The organism is Pseudomonas sp. GW823-FHT02C05 (assembly GCF_058797595.1).
In genome coordinates this window covers 1134862-1157317 of sequence record NZ_JBXAJU010000001.1, presented here as the reverse complement: position 1 = coordinate 1157317, position 22456 = coordinate 1134862, and the positions used below count along the sequence as shown (strand labels likewise).

At 57.2% G+C, this 22456-nt stretch carries 17 protein-coding genes; 8 read left to right on the top strand and 9 right to left on the bottom strand.

Annotated elements, in window-relative coordinates; genetic code table 11:
* Positions 1-213: 213 nt before the first annotated feature.
* Complete coding sequence (locus AC1RGE_RS05285; protein ID WP_492583595.1) at positions 214-1101, bottom strand: phytanoyl-CoA dioxygenase family protein; 888 nt, start codon at positions 1099-1101, stop codon at positions 214-216.
* A 365-nt stretch (positions 1102-1466) separates the two neighbouring features.
* Here AC1RGE_RS05285 and AC1RGE_RS05280 point away from each other — a divergent pair, with 365 nt between their 5' ends.
* Entirely contained in the window at positions 1467-2048 is a 582-nt protein-coding gene (locus tag AC1RGE_RS05280) for a TetR/AcrR family transcriptional regulator (RefSeq protein ID WP_445494731.1), read from the top strand.
* Between the two features lie 126 nt (positions 2049-2174).
* On the opposite strand, the gene AC1RGE_RS05275 is transcribed toward AC1RGE_RS05280, so the two are convergent.
* The 8 genes from AC1RGE_RS05275 to AC1RGE_RS05240 all read right to left on the bottom strand — a co-directional run bounded on the left by AC1RGE_RS05275 (position 2175) and on the right by AC1RGE_RS05240 (position 12700).
* Positions 2175-2717, bottom strand: coding sequence for a hypothetical protein (locus AC1RGE_RS05275; RefSeq protein ID WP_492583593.1), 543 nt, complete (start codon positions 2715-2717; stop codon positions 2175-2177).
* 261 nt (positions 2718-2978) lie between these two features.
* A complete protein-coding gene (locus AC1RGE_RS05270; protein WP_492583591.1) occupies positions 2979-3941 on the bottom strand; it encodes a WD40/YVTN/BNR-like repeat-containing protein in 963 nt (320 codons plus the stop codon).
* Between the two features lie 10 nt (positions 3942-3951).
* On the bottom strand, positions 3952-6324 hold the full coding sequence (locus tag AC1RGE_RS05265) for an efflux RND transporter permease subunit (protein WP_492584246.1): 2373 nt from the start codon (positions 6322-6324) through the stop codon (positions 3952-3954).
* Between the two features lie 50 nt (positions 6325-6374).
* The gene (locus AC1RGE_RS05260; RefSeq protein ID WP_492583589.1) at positions 6375-8021 is read right to left on the bottom strand and encodes a DUF1302 domain-containing protein; all 1647 of its coding nucleotides are present in this window, start codon (positions 8019-8021) and stop codon (positions 6375-6377) included.
* A 27-nt stretch (positions 8022-8048) separates the two neighbouring features.
* Positions 8049-9470: a DUF1329 domain-containing protein gene (locus tag AC1RGE_RS05255; protein ID WP_492583587.1), complete on the bottom strand. Its 1422-nt coding sequence runs from the start codon at positions 9468-9470 to the stop codon at positions 8049-8051.
* Positions 9471-10064: 594 nt separating this feature from the next.
* Entirely contained in the window at positions 10065-10727 is a 663-nt protein-coding gene (locus AC1RGE_RS05250) for a hypothetical protein (protein WP_492583585.1), read from the bottom strand.
* Between the two features lie 96 nt (positions 10728-10823).
* Positions 10824-12191, bottom strand: a complete 1368-nt coding sequence (locus tag AC1RGE_RS05245) for an NAD(P)/FAD-dependent oxidoreductase (RefSeq protein ID WP_047286503.1) — start codon at positions 12189-12191, stop codon at positions 10824-10826.
* 182 nt (positions 12192-12373) lie between these two features.
* The gene (locus AC1RGE_RS05240; RefSeq protein ID WP_492583583.1) at positions 12374-12700 is read right to left on the bottom strand and encodes a hypothetical protein; all 327 of its coding nucleotides are present in this window, start codon (positions 12698-12700) and stop codon (positions 12374-12376) included.
* A 545-nt stretch (positions 12701-13245) separates the two neighbouring features.
* Between AC1RGE_RS05240 and AC1RGE_RS05235 the strand changes: the two genes are divergently transcribed.
* The 7 genes from AC1RGE_RS05235 (at position 13246) to AC1RGE_RS05205 (ending at position 22296) form a co-directional block, all read left to right on the top strand.
* Positions 13246-13827, top strand: a complete 582-nt coding sequence (locus tag AC1RGE_RS05235) for a TetR/AcrR family transcriptional regulator (RefSeq protein WP_492583581.1) — start codon at positions 13246-13248, stop codon at positions 13825-13827.
* Positions 13828-14320: 493 nt separating this feature from the next.
* The gene (locus tag AC1RGE_RS05230) at positions 14321-15847 is read left to right on the top strand and encodes a flavin-containing monooxygenase (protein WP_492583579.1); all 1527 of its coding nucleotides are present in this window, start codon (positions 14321-14323) and stop codon (positions 15845-15847) included.
* On the top strand, positions 15844-16719 hold the full coding sequence (locus AC1RGE_RS05225) for an alpha/beta fold hydrolase (RefSeq protein WP_492583577.1): 876 nt from the start codon (positions 15844-15846) through the stop codon (positions 16717-16719). The genes AC1RGE_RS05230 and AC1RGE_RS05225 overlap by 4 nt, the downstream gene beginning before the upstream one ends.
* 244 nt (positions 16720-16963) lie before the next feature.
* Positions 16964-18121, top strand: a complete 1158-nt coding sequence (locus AC1RGE_RS05220) for an iron-containing alcohol dehydrogenase (RefSeq protein ID WP_492583575.1) — start codon at positions 16964-16966, stop codon at positions 18119-18121.
* Positions 18122-18134: 13 nt separating this feature from the next.
* Entirely contained in the window at positions 18135-19466 is a 1332-nt protein-coding gene (locus AC1RGE_RS05215; protein WP_492583573.1) for an APC family permease, read from the top strand.
* Between the two features lie 79 nt (positions 19467-19545).
* The gene (locus tag AC1RGE_RS05210; RefSeq protein WP_492583571.1) at positions 19546-20970 is read left to right on the top strand and encodes a gamma-aminobutyraldehyde dehydrogenase; all 1425 of its coding nucleotides are present in this window, start codon (positions 19546-19548) and stop codon (positions 20968-20970) included.
* A 72-nt stretch (positions 20971-21042) separates the two neighbouring features.
* A complete protein-coding gene (locus tag AC1RGE_RS05205) occupies positions 21043-22296 on the top strand; it encodes a diaminobutyrate--2-oxoglutarate transaminase (RefSeq protein WP_492583569.1) in 1254 nt (417 codons plus the stop codon).
* Positions 22297-22456: the final 160 nt, after the last annotated feature.

Genomic DNA, 22456 nt, shown 5'->3' with positions numbered 1-22456 from the left:
GCAAATCACTCAGAGATATCAGGGGAAGTTGCGCAGTTTGTACCTTGGTGAAGGGTAAAGGGAAAACTAAAAAAACCGCCCCGAGAGGCGGTAAAGAAGCAGGCCTTCGGCCCGACACGCGGTAACTTCAGATCAAGGCATGCAAATGATCGGCAATTGCCTGTCGCAAGGCATTCATCCACATGCCTTGCAGAATATGGCGGCCCAGGATTGTCAGAACCCTTTTCCCGGCTCGGTGAACGCAGGCATGCCCAATAGTTCGTGCGGGTCTCGCATCTGGCCATCGATTTCCACCCAGCCCAGCAGTGTGGAGCTGACACTCCAGCCCAGCAGGCGTTGCATTTCTGCCGGAAGCTGGCGAACACGTTCAACGGGCAGGGAAAGGAAGTGATTCTCTTCGAGGCGCAGGCAGGCCAGGTCGTAGGCCATTGTCAGGCCGGTACGAGGAGTAGAAGAGGTATTGGCGCCACCACCGTGATAGACCGACCCCATCCATAGCAGCGCGGAGCCTGCCTTCATTTCAGCGGCAATGGTCTCCTCCTGGGTTGGCATCCGCTCGTCGTCCCATTTATGACTGCCGGGAATGACGCGTGTCGCCCCGTTCTCTTCGGTGAAATCCGAGATCGCCAGCATGAGTTGCAGGCGGGCTTCACGTCCGTACTGGGGATGCCTCCATAGCGAAGTGGCGTCATCACGGTGCAGGGGCTGCAGGCCTTGGCCTGGCCCAATCTGGATGGCTTGGGTAATGCTGAGCTGGATGTCAGGCTCGATCTCGATGCGGTCGCTACCCACCCAGACATGGGTAGGTGTCTGCAGGATCTTCTTCGCCGCCCCGATGAAAAGTGGGCTCAGCGCCACATCCACCGCCGTGTCGCTTCGCCCGATGATACGGCCGACACGTCGGGTTTGCGCACCTGCGAAATAGGGATCCATTCCGCAAGGGGTGGCCTCTAAGTAGGCGTCCAGCTCTTCGGTGAGGGACTTCAGCGTTACGGACGAGACAAAATCGGAAATGATGACCCCGCCGTCACGCAGGATGATCTCCACCACCTGTTCGACCGATGCATCACTGCTGACCGTCGAGAGTTTTAGTGCATCCATCTGCTTTCTACCTGTCTGGTTCTGTCATTGTTCTATCCAGTGAGCCGGTCAACCTGACTCACCCCACCCGTTGCCTGATGACTGCAACGCCTCTTGCTTCCACTATCAGCGCGAGCACTTTATAATTACTGAACGTGATCACATGATCAAGTCGTATGACTATGTTTTTTTGTGTCGCTCCACTACCACCGTTAGAACCCGTCAAATCCTCTATACCAGCTGGCGCTCACTGACGAAGCCATCCCCTAGAGAAAGGGATGGCATCGACTCATCTCATGGATTGGGGAATGACCTTGCGATAGGATTCGTCACCGTCAACGCTGGATCAAAGGTTGGCGGCAACACCAAAAAAGGGAGAACGCTCAATGGCTCGGATAGGCGCGGAAGAGCGCAGGCAAGATTTTATTGAAGCCACCATCAAGGTGATCGCCGAGTACGGCATAGCCGACGCCACGACACGACGTATCGCGGCGGCAGCGGATTCTCCGCTGGCCTCACTGCATTATGTTTTCCACACCAAGGACGAGTTGTTCAGTGCCGTCTACGAGTCCTTGATCAACATGCCACAGCAATCACTGCAGTACGCTCCGACAGGCGCGACTACAGCAGAATCGATTGGGGAAATGCTGCGGCAGCTGGTCAAGTGGTTCACTTTGCACCCCGACCGGGCTACCACACAGTTCGAACTCTTCTTCTGGAACCTGCGCAACAACCCGGAAATGGCGACTAAGATTTATGCCGTTTCCATTGAAGCGGCCCAACAGGCCATCAGAAAGATTACCGGCGAGGCGCTGGATCAGACCGCGTTAATCACCGTCAGTCGCTTGCTCATCAATCTCTTCGACGGCTTGCTGCTTGCCTGGTCTACCCATGGTGATCTCGAGCGCTTGGAGAGCGAGACCGATACCGCCTGCCAAGCCGTGCAGCTGCTGGTGGACAGCTATTAAGACGCTCTTGGATGCGCCGTGCCCTTATGGCACGGCTATCCGTGCATGGACGCTTGGCACGAGGCGCTGCCCTCCCCTGGCCCTAACCGTTATCTTCGTTGCATAAAAGTCATTGAACCCAGCGCGTCATATCAAAAATGACATCCCCGTCAGCAGTAAACCTAAAATCAGCAGAACGGTTGTCAGTCGTGTACTGACTCTGAGCACCGGTTGATGCTCGACAATTTTGCCGATGGCAAAATACAACCGATCGACTATTTGCTGCTCGTCGAGTTCTTTTGATTGAAAGATAGAGTCAATGACGGAACTGGCATTCGGGAAAGGATCATGCAGGAACGGTGCTACGTCAAAAGCACTTTGCTGCAGCGCTCGAGCCGAGAGTAAAGCGGACGTGACAAGTGCGCCAAGTGCCATGACGGCGGTTATCGCCTCTGCAATAGAGATCATGTCAAGACTGGCGGCAACACTAAAACGGAGTATGGCACCGTATAGGGTTACTACCCCCGCCAAAGCACCAAGTGACAATGTAAACATCAAGCGTAGGTAGACTGTAACCAACCCTCTTGAAACCGAAACTTGCTCAAGATAAATCTTCACAAGCGTTTCTATTGTCAAGCGACGTGCCTCGAATGCAAATCGACGCTCTTCTGCAGGGGTTAAGGGTTGCATTCAAGATACCTCACAATTAATAGCCCCCAAAAACACATAATCTACACATCCAGCGCAGGGAGCGCTGCCTTCAACTAATCGACGAATCTCTTCCAGCCGGGGTATTGCTACAAAGGTAGCCCAGTTGTCGGCTAAACAATTCAGTATCTACTTTCTTGCCCGCGAGCAACCTGCAATGAAGCTGCGCTGACAAAGTACGGAAAATGAACAAGGCCGGACGGCGATGTGCGCCGTCCGGCCTCCATGGGCGGGGGCAATCCACTATTTGTGTTCGGCCACAACTCCACGTCGCGAAAACAGTACAGGCGAACCCTCAGGGCTGAGCAGCACTGCGGTCAACGAGCCCCCTTCAGTTGACTGACTTTCTTTGAAACTACGTCCCCCATCGCGACTCGTTAGTATCAACCCATCCAGCCCGCCCGCCAGTACGTTAGAGCCAGACACCGCCACCGAAGTGACCGAGCCTTTGCTTTGCGTTGGCACTCTGTGGAAATCCCGGCCCTCTGCAGAACCCTGCAATAGCGTCCCGCGTTGACCACCTAATAGCAGGCTTCCATCGGCAAGTACCGCTCCGCACCAAAGCGTCCCCTCGTAGCCGGTACTCAAGTATTTCCAGCTTTTTCCGTGATCGTCGGAGCGCAGGACCTTTCCCTGTTCGCCGGAGGCATAGAGCCTGCCCTGGCGATCGGCAAACAGCCCCAGCAAGTTCAGGTCGGCTTTTTTCGATCCCGGCGGCGCCTGTAGAGGCTGGTCCTTCCAGGTCAGTCCGCCATCCTCGGTCATCAGCACCTGGGCCCAGAGCCCCACGGCGACACCCTGCTGCGCATTGAAGAAATGCACGGCGAACAGAGGCCGATCTTCTTCACTGGACAGGCGCTGGATGTTCCAGGACTCCCCGCCGTCCGCAGTGACCAGAATAGCCCCCCAATGCCCCACGGCCCAGCCGCGCTTGGAGTCAACGAAAGACACGCCCGTGAGCGGCGTGGACACCGGTACCGAGCCTGCCTGGCGGAAATTTTTACCTTGGTCGTCGGACAACAGCACGATGCCGTGGTCGCCGACGGCAACCACCCGCTCTCCAGCCCATACGGCATCGAGCATAGTCGCCTGCGTGGCGATGCTTGACTGGACCGCCGGCACGGCTTCTAGCGGCGAAGCTTGCAGTGAAACAGGCAGCAGAGCGGTGGCGAGCAAAAAACCGATAAATAAACAGTCATGACGCATGATTCTCTCCTCAGTGCACCAGCGCGCCGATCATGCGCACGGGGCGCCTACGGGGAAATACCCGCTCCAGCCAGACCGCAAAGGCCGGTAACACGGTCATGGCCATCACCATATTGACGATGAACATGAAGGCGAGCAGCTTGCCCATGTCGGCCTGAAACTTGAGCTCGGAAAATGCCCAGGTGGCGACACCGATGGCCAGGGTTATCGCGGTAAAGATGGTCGCAATGCCCACTTCTAGCAGTGCGTGCTCGACTGCCTTGGTGATGGGCTGGCCATTGGCTTGGTGAAGTTGCAGGCGGTTGTAGATGTAGAAGGCATAATCGACGCCGATCCCCACTGCAAGCACCATCACCGGCAAGGTGGCGATGGTCAGGCCGATCTGCAACTCCTTCATGAACCAGTAACCGATGAAGGTGCCGATGGTCAGGGGTAGGCAGCACACCAATACCGCTCGCCAGTCGCGATAGACAACGAACACCAGCAAGGCGATGGCGGCGTAGACATACAGCAGCATGGGGGTTTCGCTTTTCTCCACCTCTTCGTTGATGGCGGCCAGGACCCCAGCGTTGCCTGAAGCGAGGCGAATCACCACGCCGTGCATCGGAAACGCGCTTCTGAACGCCTTGGCAGCGTCCACCACCCGGTTGATCGTGCTGGCCTTGTGATCTGCCAGATACAAGTGAACCGCTGACATGCTGCAGTCTGAACGCATGAGTCCGGGCGTCCGCGCAACTTCGGTGGCCAGCGCAGCGTAGTTCACCGGGTCAATGGGAACCGCGCCCATCTTCGGATTACCTTCGTTGTACCCCTCGTTGTACTGGCGCATGTAGGAGGAAAAGGAAGCGACCGACAGTACCCCGGGCACCCCCTGCATGGCCCAGACGAAACGATCCTGGTATTGGCCCAGGGCGACATCCTCGCAGCCAACCTGGCTTGCTTCGCTGGAGGAGTCTCGATTGGCTTCGAATACCACGCTCAACCAGTCCAGGCCGATGTCGTAGTTACTGGCAATGGAGACGGCATCACGATTGAAACGCGAGTCTTCGCGCAACTCTGGCGCACCGGCCTGCAGTGTGCCCACGACCCGGTCATGGCTTTGCCAGATCGCCACCAGGAAAACGCTCAAAGCAATCCCCAGTACCCACTGTGCATTGCGCCACTCGGCGAGCCGACTCAGGCCGCGCAGCCAGCGGGTCCGGCGCTGCCGGGAGATCTCCTGCGCGCTGGCGTATTTGTCGTCGACCCGCAGCACGGACGCCACCAAAGGCAACATCAGTAGATTGGTGATGATTTTGAAAGCCACGCCGAGCGATGCCGTGATGGCCAGCTCCCGCACCATGGGAATGGGGATCAGGAGCAGGGTCACAAAGGACACCAGCGCCGTGACCAGTGCCAGGGTGCCGGGAATCAGCAAGCCGGTGAAACTCGAGCGCGCCGCCTCTTCGGCACTCTTGCCGAGCGCAATTTCACGAACGATGAAGTTGATTTGCTGCACACCGTGGGAAACGCCGATGGCGAACACCAGGAAAGGCACCAGAACAGCGAGCGGATCCAGGCCGTAGCCCAGCAGGCGCAGGCTACCGAATTGCCACACCAGCGAAGCCAGCGAACAGACCAGCGCAAGCGCTGTAAAACGCAGCGAGTGACAGTACCAATAGACCGCCCCTGCCGTCAGCAAGAGTGCCAACAGGCAGAACTCCAGCACCGCCGATGCGCCGTCGGCGATGTCGCCGATCTGCTTGGCGAAGCCAATGATCTGGATTTCGAAATCACCATCCTCGAACTGCTGACGGATCTCTTTCTCCAGGACATGGTTGAAGGCAACATAATCCAGGTGCGCGCCGCCGGCGTCGAACTCATTGAGCTCCGCGGTGATCATCGCGCCCGTTTGGTCGCGAGAAACCAGGGTGCCGATAAAGCCACCTTGAGCACTGGAACTGGCGATCCTTGCAATGATGTCATCGTCCAGGTGCTCGGGTGTAACCGTTCCCGGTACCAATGGATCCGCACGAAAGCCCTCCTCGGTAATTTCGTTGACGAAGGCATTGGGCGTCCACAGCGAACGCACACTGCTGCGAGACACACCGGGGAGAAAAGTCACCGCCTGGGTTACGTCATAAAGGCGCTTGAGCCCCGGAGCGCTCCAGATATCACCCTTGCGGGCCCTGACCACGATAGTCAGCCGATTGGCTCCCAGCAGATCATTGCGGTATGCCTCGAATGTCTTGATGTACTCGTGACCTATCGGCAATTGCTTTTCGAAGCCGGCATCCATGCGCAGTTGCACGGCGAACCACGCCATGACCAAGGTGAAAACGGCCAGACTCGCCAGCACTAGCCGGCGGTGTCCGAACAAGATGCCTTCGACACATGACAGCATGCCGCGCGTTCGTACTTCAGGTAGTTTTACGGAACCGTTCACGGCAAGCCTCACAAGGTACGGGAGATGGCAAGGCCGACATAATCTCGGTCACGGTACAGCTGATCGTAGGGTGTCTCGCCGCCCATGAACTTCGCGTAATTGAGGGAAATCTGCCAACTGGCCGGATTGCGCACGAAGTTCAGGTAGAGGTTCATGCTGCTGGCGTCTTGCGTGAAGGTGGCGGTGAGATTCGGTGTGCGCCCTCCCAGCGACCGCGAGTAGAAGATCCCTGGGGTGACCTGCCAGCCCGGGAGCAACGTGCCGTCATAGGTCAGGCTCAGGTCCATGTTGATGCCTGACGAGGTCTTGTCGCCATGGGCCTTTGGCGGTGTCGCCGGGTCCAGTTGCCAGGTATTCAGGCCCGCGGCGATCGGCTCGCCGTTCACCTCGTCGTGCAGCCCCGGATATTTGATCACTACCAACTCGGTCAACAAGGTGCCGGTGCTGGCGCCGGCGAACTCAAGAAGCTCCGGAGAATTGGACGGCGTGAAGCTGTACAGACCTGTCAGATGCCATTGGAATTTTTTTTCGTCCTTCCAGCATTTGCCACCGTTGTTCTGGCACAGGTCGAGGACAGGATTGAGCGGCACGGAATCTTTGGGGCGGTACGAAAGCTCCGTTCCGACAGCCCAGTCGCCGATCGGCATGTTGGCGCTGATGCCATACAGCATCCGGTCTTCCTGGTACCTCCAGGTCGGTGATGCCGCGAAGGTATTCGGGTCGAGGAGTGCCACGCTCAAGGAAGGTGTCTTGTCGTGATAACGCATCACGTACAGTCCGTAGTTGACGTCACTGTCCTCCGGCTGCCAACGCAACGAAAGACCCCATTGGCCACTATCGCGGGCGTTCTTGTCGGAGAAACCGTAGACCCCCATACCCTTGCCCAGGGCACTGTTCATAGACCAGTAGCTGCCCACCGGTGGTAACTCACTCTTGTTCCAACCGAACTGATAGTAAGCCTCGATATTCAGGCCATGGCCCAGGCCCGAGGCGACACTGAGCATTGGCGCCGGCAGCACGGCCTCTTTGAGCTGGACACCGGGACGCGCCAAGGCTTGATAGTCGTAGGCATTGGTGTTGTTGATGCCTCCCGCCACGAAAAGGCTTTCCCCCCAGTTGATCACTTGATTGCCCAAGCGAGCCCGGACGCGCTGGTCTCCCACGTCGAAGCCTTTGCTCACCCATAGATCAAGCAATCGGGCCTTGAATTTGAGGTCGTCACGTGCAGCGTCGCTAAGGCCGTCGCTGCCGACGCCCTCAGGGGTGTTGAATGAACGGGTACCGGTGGTATCGGTTGCGGCAAAATCCCGGATCCAACTGCCGCGCGCCATGAAGGTGACGTCTTCGGGCATCTTCAACAACAGCTCATGCGTCCCCTTGAGGTAGTTGGTAAACAGGTCGCCACGGTCGTAGTTCAAATCGCCCTGATCGGCCACGCCCGAGCTCTGCGCCAAGCAGCCCGATGGCGCGTTGTGTCCGCTGGCGCCTTGGTTGATCAGGCTGCAGCTGCGCGACTCCGTACGCACGCCCATGCCAGCGGTGATCGTGGAGTCGAAGGAACCATGAAGAGTGTCGTTTTCAAAAGTGAATCCCATTGCCAGTGGGGTTGCGCACGCGATGACAAGGCCTGACGCTTTGGTAATTATTTTTTTCATGTGGGCTCTCGATCTGACGTCGTTCTTTTAGCGTTCGCTGATGGCTCGCAGGTTGTCGGAGGTGAAGAAATCACGCTTCAGGCGGGGGTTGCCATTGTCTTCGGTGATCCAGCGAATATCGTTCTTGCCCGCCCCGATCGTGGTCATGTCGAAGAGATAACGGCTGTCGGCAAGGTTGTACTGAACCTGGGCTTCCACGTCGCAAGCGCCCGTCTCATAGACAGGAATCGAGAGTCCTTCACGCACCTTCCAGATATGCCCTTGCTTGTCAAAGTCAACTGCCACCAAAGCGTTCCAGCTATCCTCGTCGATATAGAAAAGACGCTTGGGCGCCTGATGGCGCATGCCTTGGCGCACATTGGCCTCCACCACCCAAACGCGATGCAGCTCATAGCGACGCGCCTGCGGCGCCAGCGAGTCGTTGCCCGCAAATTCCTCTGCTTTGGCGGAAGTGTTGTAGGCGCCAAAGACGTTGTAAGGCACCAGCAATTCCTGCTTGCCAACCAGTTTCCAGTCGAAGCGGTCCATGGCCCCGAAGAAGACGTTTGCCTCGTCGACGGTGTACTGATTGTCCAGGCCAATCTGCGGAGCGTCATAGGAGTAGGACGGCATGCGTCGCACGCGACGCTGCCCTGGGAAGTAATAGAAGCTCGTCGCCTGCTCGCCAGCCACTGCTGTCTGCACGCCGGCCTGCCCGGCTAACGCTGCCGGCTCCTGGAAACTGAAATAGGTGGCATTTTCCAGGCGTCCGACGGATGAGAACAGCGCACTGCCCTTTTTACCCCAGGGTGTGAAGAAGGCCGTATCCGTCGACTGGCGCAACCACTCTCCGCCCTTGCGGGGCGAAATACCGGAAATACTTCGGGGAAGTTCAACTCCGACGCCGCGATAGCGCATCTTCATGTTCCACATGACCTCGGCGCCCGTGCTGGGTATGGGGAACGGGATGCCTGGAACATGGGCTTCTTCCAGGGCGACACCAGAAGCATCGAGCTTGGCGAAGCCAACATTCTGCTTGGTATTTTCTGCCACGAAGTCTGGAACACCACAGGTGCGACGAGTCGGATAGACATCCATGCGATAGCCAGGGATCTTCTTGAACAGTTCAAGCTGTCCTGGCGATAGCTTGCTTGCATACTGCGCGACATTATTCGAATCGATACTGTAAAGAGGCTTGTCGCCCTTGAACTTCCAATATTCCCCGCGTACCTGGCCGTAACTCCATCCCGCCCCCTGCTGACCAGGCGGCGTCCAGGCCGGAATCTCCCCGTCTGTGCTGGCCGCAATCTCCCCTCCCAGAGGTGTCAGTTTCGAACCCAGTGCTTCAGGTTCCAGGCTTGCAGCCTGAACCGAAAAAATCACGGTCGATGCCGCAATAGACACGAGCAACTGCCTGATCACACGGCGGGCGGATACTTCACATTCCAGCCGTTCAGTTACATCTTTCATTGGAGGATCCTCAAGCAAAGGGCTTTGATCGGTGACGGCCCCCCTCCTTGCGAAAGCGTGGGGCTCTGCCACAGATATGGTCAAATGACATGATCAATTGACCATGTCGAATGACCATCAAGCAAACCACAGGCCAGAATCTGGTAAAAATTATTTATCTATAAAAAACATAGGGTTATGAATTAGCTAAGAATAGGGCGAGCAACACCCCTGCCCTATAATGGGAAATAAGGAAACAGGTGTTACCAATAAGTGCTTGTTCTTGGAGCATCAGAGGCAGTGCCCTAGTTAGGCCTATGCACTAAAACCTGCCAAGACCAATATTTTATGCCGCAACTCTCCGCCCCTCAGCGCACAGACCAATCAAGCCTTGACAACATGCGGGCACCCCAAAAACCATTGAAGTTTTCTGTCAATGAATTTCGCGCGGGTGTAGGGGCTGAATATAAACTCTCAAAAAAAAACCGCCCTAGAGGGCGGTAAAAAGGCAGGCCGTGGCCCGCCATGGAGTAGTCAATTGCTCATCAAGAAAAACGATAGTGTTTGAAACAGTAGACAAGCGCTTAAACAATAAAGCCTGGCCCTTGTCTTATTTCAGCGACATTCAAGGGGCGAACAAGAATGCCCCTTTTGCGAGTATTTCAATGCGTGATAGGCGTAATACAACTGCACAATTGAGTATGACCATGTCAGAAAGGCAAATGTCATGAAGATCAATTTTGTCTCATCGCCTGGAATCGGAAAAAAATCGTATCGAAGTGCCACGGCAAGCCCCGCTGCTCCGCCAAGCATCGTAGCCAGCGCATGGAAAGACTCTCCAGCACGTGCTAAACGCCAAGTAAAGTAGCATAGGTATAACGTGTAGAGTGACCACATGATTACATAGAAGTAAGGGAGCAACTCCTTCATGTTTCCAGACAGAAAATAGCCAGCGGTCGCCGCAAATCCAGCCACAAAGATGACCACATCTTTCGACAGGGATAATTTGTAGTTATGCGTCACCGCCATCAGCCCGAGTGTTCCAATAACAGGAACCCCGACTCCTCTTGAAAAAGCATCCAGGAAAATTGCAACGTTGTAGTTGGCTTGCCAGCCCGTAGCTATGAATGTTGTAAAGTTTGTAGCTGAAATACCAACAATCAAATACTCCAACCCAAGCAAATAGTTATTTCGCCTGATAAACGCCGCGCCATAACAGAGCCCGCAAAGCACAAGAACAACACATGAAACCAGTGCAAATAAATCTCTGAACTCCACGATATGCGCCCCTTTATAAATAATGTCTTGTCTATGAAGTTTCCTTGCGCTCTTGAGTGCAAGGGCGTCGCACTATTAACATCCTTCTTATTGGACTCAGCGCTTCCAGGCGTTATCTTTGCGCACTTTTTTATCTGTCCATGAATCCAGCAGTCGGGCTGCTGCAAATGCGGACTTTATTGCGCACCATTGAAATGGTTCGGGCAGCATCGAGGGCGTTTTGTGGTGCAGGCTGGTCAGCAGAGGAGCCTCTTCACCGTTGATTTGGCTGGCCAAAAGCGTGCCCATAAGCGATTGAGTGGCAAGACCGTGGCCCGAACAGCCGGCCGAATAGAAAATATTGTTTTTCGCCCCCATAGTGCCGATGACCGGTAGAAAGTCATAAGCCCCGCTGACGTAACCGCTCCAACAATGCTGGATACCCAGGCCAGATAAGGAGGGATGGCGTTCCCGCAGCACCCGGACCAGGGCCGCATAGGCCTTGTTGTCAGGCACATTGGGCGTCTTTGAACCATAGGCATAGCCCAACTCTTTGACCGTCAGCACCATAGTGCCGTGAGCCGTCAGGCGGTGGCTTTCCATCGTGTAGTGCGGCGTGATGATTCCTTCCCGCCCTTCCCAACCCAAGGACGCCAGTTGCTCCTTTGACAGAGGCTGGGTTTCTATTGCTGAAACCCGAATGGGCGCAACCTTGTTACGCAACACACCCAACTGAGGCGTATAGGCATTGGTTGCCAGCACCATCACCGGTGCGGTTGCACTTCCCTGCGCGGTCTTGCAGGTAATGACCTGTCCTTCACTGAAAGAAAGCAATGGCGTGCGCTCGTATAGTTTTACGCCTGCCTGGATGGCTGCACGTCGTAGGCCACTGATGTACTTCCCTGGATTCAAGGTGCCACCGCGCTGCTCGCTGCCAAACAAAAATGCAGCAGGAATTCCTCGCGCCCGCATTTCGGCGCTATCCACAAAGCGGGTTACAGAGCCTAATTCATGACCGAGCTCCATATTGGCGCGCAGCCGTTTTTCCTGGCTCGCATGGACAGCAGCCCTGATGACCCCGGAGGGGGTGTAATCACAATCAATAGCCAACTCAGCCAAGCGTGCTTCGACGTAAGTGACAGCCTCGTCGTAGAAGCTGACAAATTTTTTGGCCTGCTCCAAGCCGACGCGCTTGACGAACATGTCGCATTCGATGCCCATGCTGCCAAGCAGATAGCCCGCATTGCGCCCGCTGGCGCCGAAGCCGGCGAACTCTTGCTCCAGGACAATGACTTTCGCCCCCAGAGCCGTCAGCTCAAGTGCCGTTGAGATACCAGCAAAACCCCCTCCGACCACAACCACATCGGCATGCTCATGGCCGTTGAGTTCCGGCTGCAGGTCGACTGGCCGCTCCACCCATCCACCAAGACTACGAAATCTCAGCGTTTCAGAACCGTTGCAGGCTCCTGTACTCGAAGCTTTCATTTGCTTCACTCCTACTTGCACTCAGTCAATTGTGTAGCGTGTCCGCACACTCCATCGAACACGACAACCCCCGCCAAGAAAGTGAACGGTCGCGAACGTGTGAAGTGATTGGCGTCGCTGGTTATCCCTGGGATGAAATTCGGCACAGAGTCCGCAAGCCTCGACGTAACGCCGATCACCCTTCAGGCCGTGAGGCATTCCGACATCATCGATTTGAAAGGCTTAAAACCCTTTACCTGCAGCGCTGAATGACGGCATGGCAAGCAGCTCTTGCGGGGCTCGCTTCGCGAGATAATGCGTGCCACACGTGGAGTCTGCGTGCCTGCAAAGTAAGGATCCACACCACAAGGCGTTGCACTCAAATAGGGCTCAAGCTCTTCAGCGAGGCACCCCCGCGTTTCTCGCGAGACAAAGTTGGAAATAACGATTGCGCCATCCCGCCTGAGCATTTCCGCCACCCGCTCGATCGGCGTGTCGCAGCTTACTGTCGATAGTTTTTGTGCCTGCATGTACATCTCCTGCTTCATGATCTACCGAGCTACTGAACAGTCTGCGCTCGAGCTTCAACCGGTCCCATTCATTGCCAGGCAAAGCGCCCATGAACACGGGCGTTGGGTTAATGGGGCTGGATGCTCTTCAGCTCGCCTCTGAGTTCTGGGTGACGGGAGTGTCCACGCTTTCAGTCAGATTGGGTCTGTTGATCTGATCAATTGACCAAGTCCAATGATCACAAGCAGTTTGTGTGCCGCTTTTGGCTAGGCCGCCTCAAGCAATGAAAATCAACGCTTGCGCTCAGTGAAGTTTGAGCGGATGTGATACCTCACGACCCACTTGCAATGTAAGTTTGTTTCGAATCACCACATTGCACTGGGCGATTGGGCAGTATCTATTGGTGTTGAGTGCGCAATTCAGGCACCACTCGGGTGGGCGACGCGACGGTCTGATGGCCATTGATGTCGACTCATGGATTGCAAAGCAACCATGCGTTAGCATCCACGCTTTTGGACGCCTAGCCAGGTGACTGGCGTCAACACCGTGAAAGGAGATGGTCTACATGGCTCGGATGGGCGCTGAACAGCGCAAACAAGACTTCATTGAAGCCACCGTCAAGGTGATTGCCGAGCACGGCGTAGCCAATGCAACCACCCGGCGTATAGCGGCTCAAGCGAAGTCGCCGCTTGCTTCGCTGCACTATGTATTTCATACAAAGGACGATCTGTTCTACGCCGTTTACGAGTCCCTGATAAACATGCCGCAACGGTCGTTGGCCCCCATGCCGACAGGAGCAGGTGCAGCAGAATGCGCCGCGGAAATCTTGCGTCAGCTGGTCAATTGGTTCACTGCCCACCCGGACTTGGCCACCACCCAGTTCGAGCTGTTTTTCTGGAATCTGCGTAACAATCCAGCAATGGCGGCCAAGATCTATGCCGTGTCTATCGAAGCTGTTGAGCAGAACATTTCGGCCGTTGCGTTTCCTGCACTGAACAAGACCGAGCTGACCACCGTCAGCCGCTTACTCATCAGCTTGTTTGACGGATTGCTGCTCGCATGGTCAGCCCACGGAGATTTGGAGCGCTTGGAGGCCGAGACAGAAGCCGCCTGCCGCGCTGTAAGACTACTGGTCGCCAGTTATTGAATCGAAGTTCAACATCCCCTCTTCGACGCCTCAAGGCAGTGCATTTCCAACACTGCCTTGCCGGGCTTCCACCCGCTCCCATCAACCTGCGGTTTCTTTCTTCAAGCCCACGAGTCTTATCGCCGCGCAGCAAACTTGGCGCGCGCATCGCTCCTTTTAAGCCGCTCTGCGCTTAGGTGCCGCGCCCCCGACCTGGGCGTGCCGGGTCTGGCCGCCAAAGAGAAAGAAAGGCCCAAAGCCCTCCCTTATGGAGCACGGGCGTTTGTTCTGCCTCCAAATAAGGGGCAGGCGCGGCGCTACCTAGGAACCGCCCTTTTAATCAGCGGCAGAAACGCCACATTTGCGCAACGCCCCTATACGGGTGTGCAAAACGCTCAAAATCTCCCTGAATGAAGGGCGTTTTGCACCTTGCCCGGAAAAACGGCTGGCTCTATCTTGGTCGGGCGATCAAGTCAAAAGAACAAGACTCTATAACACAATACTAGGGGGCGACATGTCTTCCCACACTGTACTTCCGGTTGAGCCTCTGGATGTTTTGATCATCGGAGCAGGTGTATCGGGTATCGGCGCAGCGGTTTACTTGCGGCGCGACCAGCCTCACAAAACTTTTGCCATCCTGGAGTCACGTGAGCGAGCGGGCGGTACATGGGACTTGTTCCGTTATCCCGGCATTCGCTCTGATTCCGACCTGTTTACTTTCGGTTTCGACTTCAAGCCCTGGACCAAAGACAAATCGTTGGCCGACGCGGCTGACATCCTTGAGTACCTGAACGAAACCATCGAGGAATATCGGCTGGAGAAAACCATCCAGTACCGGCAGAAGGTTGTATCCGCGAACTGGGATAGCCAGAAAGGACTCTGGACGGTCACGGTCATGGACGGGAATACGAGAGAGCCCCGCACCATTGAATGCCGCTGGTTGTTCAGCGCGGGCGGCTACTATCGTTATGACGAAGGATTCACCCCGCGCTTTGAAGGCACAGAGCAGTTCAAGGGGGAGATCATTCATCCGCAACACTGGCCGGAGTATCTGGATTACAGGGATAAGCATGTCATCGTGATTGGCAGCGGAGCAACGGCAGTCACCTTGATTCCGGCCATGGCTGACAAAGTTGCCAGTATCACCATGCTGCAACGCACCCCGTCCTACATCATCAATCAGCCTGCAACTGACTCCATTGCGGCATTTCTGCGCAAGGTCTTGCCGGCACAAACAGCCTACTCGCTGGTCCGCTACAAGAACGCCAAGATCACTCTGGCTTTCTGGGGATTCTGTCAACGCTTCCCCAAACTTGCGCGCAAGCTGCTCCTATGGCTGACCAAGAAAGAGTTGCCCAAGGACTACCCTGTCGATGTGCATTTCAACCCGCCCTACAACCCCTGGGACCAGCGATTGTGCTCCGTTCCTGAGGGGGATTTGTTCAAGGCGATCAGTGCGGGTAAAGCCTCTGTCGTCACCGACCATATCGAGCGGTTTACCAAGTCGGGGGTTTTGCTCAAATCTGGCAAGGAGTTGAAGGCCGATATCATCATCACCGCTACCGGGCTGAATGTTCAGCTCTTCGGTGGCATTACCCTGCACAAAGACGGCGTACCAGTAGTACTGAACGAGACCCTGGCCTACAAAGGCACGATGTTGTCCGGTGTTCCCAATTTTGCTTTTGCCGTGGGTTACACCAACTCCTCCTGGACGCTGAAAGTGTGCCTGCTGTGCGATCATTTTTGTCGCTTGCTGGGTTTCATGGACGAACAGGGCTACAACGTGTGCGAGCCCAAAGCGCCAGATGGCGTTGAAACTCGCCCCCTGCTGGACTTTGGCGCTGGATACGTACAACGCGCTCTGGATGGCATGCCCCGCCAAGGCCCCAGCGAACCGTGGGTCATGTCGATGGACTACTTTCGCGATGTGAAGTTGTTGCGCCGTGGAAAGGTTGCAGAGAACTGTCTCACGTTCACCTCAGTCACCGCTGCCCCACTGCACCACGGCGCCGAACTGCAGGCACAGGGTAGTGGGCAATGAGTGCCGATCGGTTCTTTGAGTTGCCCGACAAGCGCCTCCTCTGCTATCGAAGCTACGGATCTGAAACAGCCCCGGCGGTCATTCTCGTCGTGGGCCTCGGATTGCAATTGACCTACTGGCCGCAGCCGATCATCAGTGGTTTGGTGGAAATGGGCTTGCGTGTCATCACGCTGGACAATCGGGATTCGGGGCGGTCTTTCTATACCCAGGTCACGCCGCCCACGGTCATGCAGCAGTTCTTCCGCAAGCCGACGCCGGGTTACGACCTGGGTGACATGGCCAATGATGTGATCGGTCTCATGGACGGCTTGCAACTACAGAAGGTGGGTGTAGTCGGGATGTCGATGGGAGGCATGATCGCCCAGATCCTGGCCGCCCGCTTCCCTGAACGCATAGAGACCCTCACCTCTATTTTCTCGACGACGGGCTCACTACGAGTAGGCCAACCCTCGCTCAGGGCGATCTTGCAGACGCTGCGCCGCCCCCCGAGAAATCAACAGGAAAGTGTTCGCGACTATGTAGACATCATGCGTCTCATAGGGTCGAGGCTTGAGTGGAATGAACAAGCCCTGCGTAATTATGCCAGGGAGGCTTGGGACCGCGGGGGGGGAGAAGCAGGCAACCTTGGAGTTGTCAGGCAGATTGGCGCCATCATCAACTCGGGCGACCGCACTCAAGATCTGCGGAAAATTCGCTGTCCCACGCTTGTCATCCATGGCGATAAAGACCTCATGGTTGCCACGAGCGGAGGCTTCGCCACGGCCGCAGCGATCCCCGGGGCTCACTTAGTGCTGCTACCGGGGATGGGACATGACTTTCCGTCCTGCCTGTCGGGCACGCTGCTGTCTCTCTTGGCAGGACATTTAGGCTAGAAACCAATGCTCACTTTTAGGGGCGTGCTGTTTATCGCCCCTCTTTTTACACAATGAAACTTGAACCTGCCCAGTTGCAGCGTAGTGCCGTGTTCAAGTTTGAACAGAACTAACAACAAAAACGGCTTGTTCGGAACCGTCGAGCCACACATCGCACGCTTGGGCTGCAACCAGAGCCTGGCGCGGATGCTCCTTCACTGCCCTTTTAACAATGACAACTAAGCCGCAAAGGCAAGAGGTATGTATGGAATTCAAGTTCTTACTCCCCACCAAAGTTGTGATGGCGCCAGGCCTGTGTGAGCGCACTGGCGAACATCTGCATGAGCTCGGTTTGAAACGCATTCTGATTGTGACGGACGCCGGAGTTAAGGCCGCAGGTCTGTTGTCCAGCATCTATGCCAGCCTGGAAAAATCCGGAATTTCATTCGATGAACTCTCGGACATCAAGGCAAACCCTCGCAGCGAAGATATCAACCAAGCGGCGCAGAGGTACCGGGGCAAGGGAATCGACGGTCTCCTGGCCGTGGGCGGCGGCAGCGCCATGGATGCAGCCAAAGCCATCAGTCTGCTTCTCACCCATGAAGGCAGGATCGAGGATTACGAGGGCTCATTCACACTCAAGCAGGCGATACCGCCAATCGTGGCGATCCCGACCACTTCGGGCACTGGTAGCGAGGTGACGTGTTTCTCGGTAATTACCGACACCGCACGGCATTTCAAAATGAACGTGCTGGATTATCGAATCGGCCCGGTGCTCGCCCTGCTCGACTCGCACATTACCGCCACACTACCGCCGGCAGTTGCCGCCGCAACCGGCATGGATGCTCTGACCCATGCCATCGAAGCCTTTACCTGTCGCGTCTCGAACCCGATCAGTGACGCCCTGGCGCTGCATGCCATTCGCCTTATCAGCCAGCACCTCAAGCCTGCGGTAAGAGAGCCGGGCAACCTGGAAGCTCGCGAGCAGATGCTGATCGCCAGCTTGATTGCCGGCATGGCATTCGGTAACGCCGATGTAGGCAGTGTGCATTGCATTTCCGAAGCCATCGGGGGCATGTACGACACCCCCCATGGCGTGGGCAACGCGATCTTCCTGCCCTTCGTCTTCGGTCACAATCGAGATGCCGATATTGCACGGCATGCTCAGGTTGCCTACGCGCTGGGAATCGACCCCCGCCTTTCGCCTGTCGATGCCGCCACGGCTGCGGTCGACCACTTGTTCCAGATGAGCAAAGACCTGGGTATTCCACGCTTCGCCGAGGTCAAGGGGGTGCGCGAAGAAGACTTCCAGGCGATTGCGGAAAAGTCGAAGAAGAACTTTTCCGACCCCAGCAATGCCAAGGAAATGACAGTGCAGACCTACCGCGAAATCATCGCCGCTGCTTACAGCTTCGTAGAGTGAGGGGGTGTCAGTCATGAGCGAATCAATCCCGAGCGCTTCTTTGAAGCGCACCCTCGGCCCGTTTTCCGTTGTGCTTTTCGGGTTGGCCTTCCTTGCCCCGTTGATCGTCTTCGGCACCTATGGCGTCATTTCGCAAGCAAGCCAGAACACCACGGCAATGTCCTATGGGATCGCGGCGATCGGCGTCATTTTCACCGCCTTGAGCTACGGTCGCCTGGTCAGGGTGTTCCCGGCAGCCGGTTCGGCCTACACCTATACCCGCAAGATGTTGAATGCGAATGTCGGGTTCATGGTGGGCTGGGCCGCCCTGCTCGACTACTTCTTCATTCCGATGCTGATCTGGCTACTCGGCGCCAGCTATCTCAACATGGCTTTTCCCGATGTGCCGCAGTGGGTATGGATCCTGGGCTTCATTATGAGCACGACGCTGCTCAATATCCTGGGCATCCAGGTGGCGAACCGCTTCAACGTCCTGTTGATGCTGGTGCAACTTGCCATCATCGCCGTGTTCATCGGTCTCTGCTGGCATTACATCACTCTTGCCAACGGCCCTGGCGGGCTGCTATCGGCCAAACCGTTCTTCAACCAGGAAGTGCCGTTCGCCACGACCATGGCCGGTGCTGCCATTGCTGCCTATTCCTTTCTGGGCTTCGACGCGTTGTCCACGCTCAGTGAGGAAACCAGGGATCCGAGCCGGACGATTCCACGCGCCATTCTGCTGGTCGCCGTGATCGGTGGAACGGTGTACGTCGGCTCCTCGTACTTCATGTACCTGGTGCATCCCTCCCCCGAGTTCGTGAATGTGGATGGCGCGGCATTCGAGATCGCCCGGATGATCGGCGGGGATCTGTTCTTCGCGATCGTATTGGCCGGCATCATCATCGCCCACTTCGCCGCGGGCATGTCCTTCCAGGCGAGCGTGGGTCGACTGCTGTATGCCCTCGGTCGGGATAACCAACTGCCCCGCACGTTGTTCGGCGCGTTGCACCCACGCTACAAGACGCCCGCCTTCAACATCCTGCTCTGCGGTGCCTTCGGCACTGTAGGTTTTGGACTGACGATCGCCACCGCGACGTCCCTGGTGAACTTCGGCGCCTTTCTCGCCTTTACTGCGGTCAATCTTTGCGCTTTGCGGCTCACCTTCGATGCACGCGTCAGAGATGGCGCCGGATTTTTTCGAGGCGTGATCTTCCCGCTCATTGGCCTGATCACGGCCGGCTGGATGCTCGCCAGCCTGGATAAGGACGCACTGATCATGGGCTGTGGCTGGCTTGGCATAGGCGCCGTTTATCTCACCTGCCGTACCGGCTTCTTCCGCAGCCCTGTAGCGGATGCCCTGGTGTAGCGATCGCCCTTCAATCGAACGCTCTGACAATAACCACAAGGCAAGCCCCTGGGCTTGCCGTGCAATGGCGAGAATCGATATGCAAACCAACCTTCTGATCAATGGTGTCCTCGTGGCTGGCGAAGGCGAAAGCCTGGCCGTTTACAACCCCTCCCTGGGCAGCGTCCTGGTGCAAACCACCGAGGCTAGCAGCTCTCAAGTTCACGCCGCGGTCCAGAGCGCAAGCGCGGCTTATGAGGCGTGGTCACAAACGCCCCCCAAAGATCGTGCGGCGCTGTTGCTCAAGCTTGCCGATCGAATCGACGCGCAGGCGCAAGTGTTCGCTCGCCTTGAGGCGGACAACTGCGGCAAGCCCTTCGCGGCCGTGCTGCAGGATGAGCTTCCGGCCGTCTCGGACGTGTTCCGCTTCTTTGCCGGCGCCGTTCGTTGCCTGCAAGGTTCGGCGGCGGGCGAATACCTGCCGGGGCATACATCGATGATCCGTCGCGATCCGGTGGGCGTGGTTGCGTCCATTGCGCCATGGAACTATCCGTTGATGATGGCGGCCTGGAAACTCGCGCCCGCGTTGGCCGCCGGGAACACGGTGGTACTAAAGCCCTCGGAACACACCCCGTTGACCACGTTGAAACTGGGAGAGCTGCTCGCCGATATCTTGCCTGCTGGCGTGGTCAATATCGTCCACGGGCGAGGCGCTTCGGTGGGGGAACCACTGACCAGCCATCCTCAGGTGCGGATGGTATCGCTCACCGGTTCCATTCGTACCGGCAGCCGCATCATCGAAAGCACGGCCGACAGCGTGAAACGCATGCACATGGAACTGGGCGGCAAAGCACCTGTGCTGATCTTCGAGGATGCCGACATCGATGCCGCTGTCGAAGGTATCAGCGCCTTCGGCTTCTACAACGCCGGGCAGGACTGTACCGCTGCGTGTCGCATCTATGTACAGAAGACGGTCTATGCGCAGTTCGTTCGCAAACTCGGGGAGTCGGTGTCCCGCATCAAATGCGGGCTTCAGGATGATCCGGCGACGCAGATGGGGCCCCTGATCACCCAGGAGCATTTCGAACGTGTCGAGGGTTTTGTAAAGCGCGCCAAGGCGCTCGCGCACATCGAGGTTGTCACAGGCGGCAAACCGGTACCGGGCGCGGGCTTCTTCTACGAGCCAACGGTCTTGGCCGGCGCCAGGCAGGATGACGAGGTGGTGCGCCGCGAAATCTTTGGCCCGGTGGTGACCGTTTCGGAGTTTGAAGATGAAGCGCAGGCCCTGGCATGGGCCAACGAGTCTGACTACGGCCTGGCCTCGTCGGTGTGGACCTCGGATGTCGGTCGAGCCCATCGACTGGCCGCTCGCCTGCAGTATGGCTGCACCTGGATCAACACCCATTTCATGCTGGTGAGCGAAATGCCCCACGGCGGCGTGAAGCTGTCCGGGTACGGCAAGGACCTCTCCATGTACGGCCTGGAAGACTACACCGTGGTGCGACATGTGATGTTCAAGCACTAAGTGAAGTCACGCGCCTTAAAGACCAGGGCTCGCAGCCCTGCCCCTCGCCCAGATACAGCCAAGAGGCTATGTATGAATACTATCGAGACGTTTGAAAGACTCGAATCCAACGTGCGGATGTACTGTCGTGACCTGCCCCTGGTTTTCGATACCGCCCAAGGCAGCAAGATCCACGCCGAAGACGGTCGCGACTACCTGGACTTCTTCGCCGGCGCCGGCGCCTTGAACTATGGGCACAACGATCCGCGCATGCGCGATGCGTTGATTGAATACCTTTCGGCCAATGGCGTGACCCACGCTCTGGACCTGCACACCAGTACCAAGCGGCGGTTCCTGGAGTCGATCGAGCGTGACCTGTTCGCGCCGCGCGGCTGGGACTACAAGGTTCAATTCACCGGCCCGACCGGTGCCGATGCCGTCGAGGCCGCGTTGAAGCTGGCGCGCAAGGCGACGGGCCGCACCAAAGTCGTATCGTTCTACGGTGCTTACCACGGTATGACCGCCGGGGCCCTGGCGGTCACCGGAAACCGCAATCGTCGAGGTCCCGGGCTGTCCAGCGATGTGGTGTTCGTGCCGTACGAAAACAGCCCTTACGGCGAATTCGACAGCATTGGTTTCCTCCAGCGCATGGCCAACGACCAAGGCAGTGGTTCGCAGCTGCCGGCGGCGGTGATCGTCGAGTCGGTGCAGATCCAGGCCGGCGTCTACCCCGCCTCCAACCAGTGGCTGCAGGCCTTGCGCCAATGGACCCGTGCCCACGGGGTGCTGCTCATCTGCGACGAGATCCAGGCCGGCTGCGGCCGTACCGGTGATTTCTTCGGTTTCGAGCGCTCCGGGGTGGTCCCTGACCTGATCACCTGCGCCAAATCGATCGGTGGCTATGGCTTGCCCATGGCGATCGTATTGATCGGTGCCGGGCTGGACGTCTGGGAACCAGGCGATCACATCGGCACGTTCCGCGGCAACCAGTTGGCGTTCCTTACCGCCCAGATCGCCCTTGGCTATTGGCGCGACGAGCAGTTCCTGACGTTGCTGGCCGCCAACTGCGCGGCCATGGAGCGCGCGATCGCAGGCTACGCCGAGATTCCAGGGGTCGCTTCCGCGCGCTGCCGCGGCATGATCGCCGGTATCGATTTCGGCCGTGGCAACGTGGCATTGGCCAAGGATGCCCAACAGCGCGTGCTGCAGGCGGGAGTGCTGGTGGACCGCTGCGGGCCGAACGGCGAGATCATCAAGCTGATGCCACCCGTGAACACGCCGACCGAGCAGCTCGAGGAAGGCTTGAAAGCGTTCGGCGAGTCGGTCGCGGCAGCGCTGAGCCAGTAGCTGCAGGGTTCTGTCGGGCGCCATGTGTCGGTACACATGGCGCACGCCAGCTTCTCACCTGCGGGCGACGCACAGACTGCACCCGTTGGCGATGCGGATAACGTCATGGATCACGTGAGGCACTCATCATGAGGGTTTGACTGTGGACGAACAAAATGAA

Excerpts from the sequence above, each read along its gene's own strand:
- AC1RGE_RS05215 (WP_492583573.1), top strand. The coding sequence starts at position 18,135 with ATGAGCGAATCAATCCCGAGCGCTTCTTTGAAGCGCACCCTCGGCCCG.
- AC1RGE_RS05225 (WP_492583577.1), top strand. The coding sequence starts at position 15,844 with ATGAGTGCCGATCGGTTCTTTGAGTTGCCCGACAAGCGCCTCCTCTGC.
- AC1RGE_RS05235 (WP_492583581.1), top strand. The coding sequence starts at position 13,246 with ATGGCTCGGATGGGCGCTGAACAGCGCAAACAAGACTTCATTGAAGCC.
- AC1RGE_RS05220 (WP_492583575.1), top strand. The coding sequence starts at position 16,964 with ATGGAATTCAAGTTCTTACTCCCCACCAAAGTTGTGATGGCGCCAGGC.
- AC1RGE_RS05280 (WP_445494731.1), top strand. The coding sequence starts at position 1,467 with ATGGCTCGGATAGGCGCGGAAGAGCGCAGGCAAGATTTTATTGAAGCC.
- AC1RGE_RS05230 (WP_492583579.1), top strand. The coding sequence starts at position 14,321 with ATGTCTTCCCACACTGTACTTCCGGTTGAGCCTCTGGATGTTTTGATC.
- AC1RGE_RS05270 (WP_492583591.1), bottom strand. The coding sequence starts at position 3,941 with ATGCGTCATGACTGTTTATTTATCGGTTTTTTGCTCGCCACCGCTCTG.
- AC1RGE_RS05260 (WP_492583589.1), bottom strand. The coding sequence starts at position 8,021 with ATGAAAAAAATAATTACCAAAGCGTCAGGCCTTGTCATCGCGTGCGCA.
- AC1RGE_RS05255 (WP_492583587.1), bottom strand. The coding sequence starts at position 9,470 with ATGAAAGATGTAACTGAACGGCTGGAATGTGAAGTATCCGCCCGCCGT.
- AC1RGE_RS05210 (WP_492583571.1), top strand. The coding sequence starts at position 19,546 with ATGCAAACCAACCTTCTGATCAATGGTGTCCTCGTGGCTGGCGAAGGC.
- AC1RGE_RS05245 (WP_047286503.1), bottom strand. The coding sequence starts at position 12,191 with ATGAAAGCTTCGAGTACAGGAGCCTGCAACGGTTCTGAAACGCTGAGA.
- AC1RGE_RS05275 (WP_492583593.1), bottom strand. The coding sequence starts at position 2,717 with ATGCAACCCTTAACCCCTGCAGAAGAGCGTCGATTTGCATTCGAGGCA.
- AC1RGE_RS05285 (WP_492583595.1), bottom strand. The coding sequence starts at position 1,101 with ATGGATGCACTAAAACTCTCGACGGTCAGCAGTGATGCATCGGTCGAA.
- AC1RGE_RS05265 (WP_492584246.1), bottom strand. The coding sequence starts at position 6,324 with ATGCTGTCATGTGTCGAAGGCATCTTGTTCGGACACCGCCGGCTAGTG.
- AC1RGE_RS05240 (WP_492583583.1), bottom strand. The coding sequence starts at position 12,700 with ATGCAGGCACAAAAACTATCGACAGTAAGCTGCGACACGCCGATCGAG.
- AC1RGE_RS05205 (WP_492583569.1), top strand. The coding sequence starts at position 21,043 with ATGAATACTATCGAGACGTTTGAAAGACTCGAATCCAACGTGCGGATG.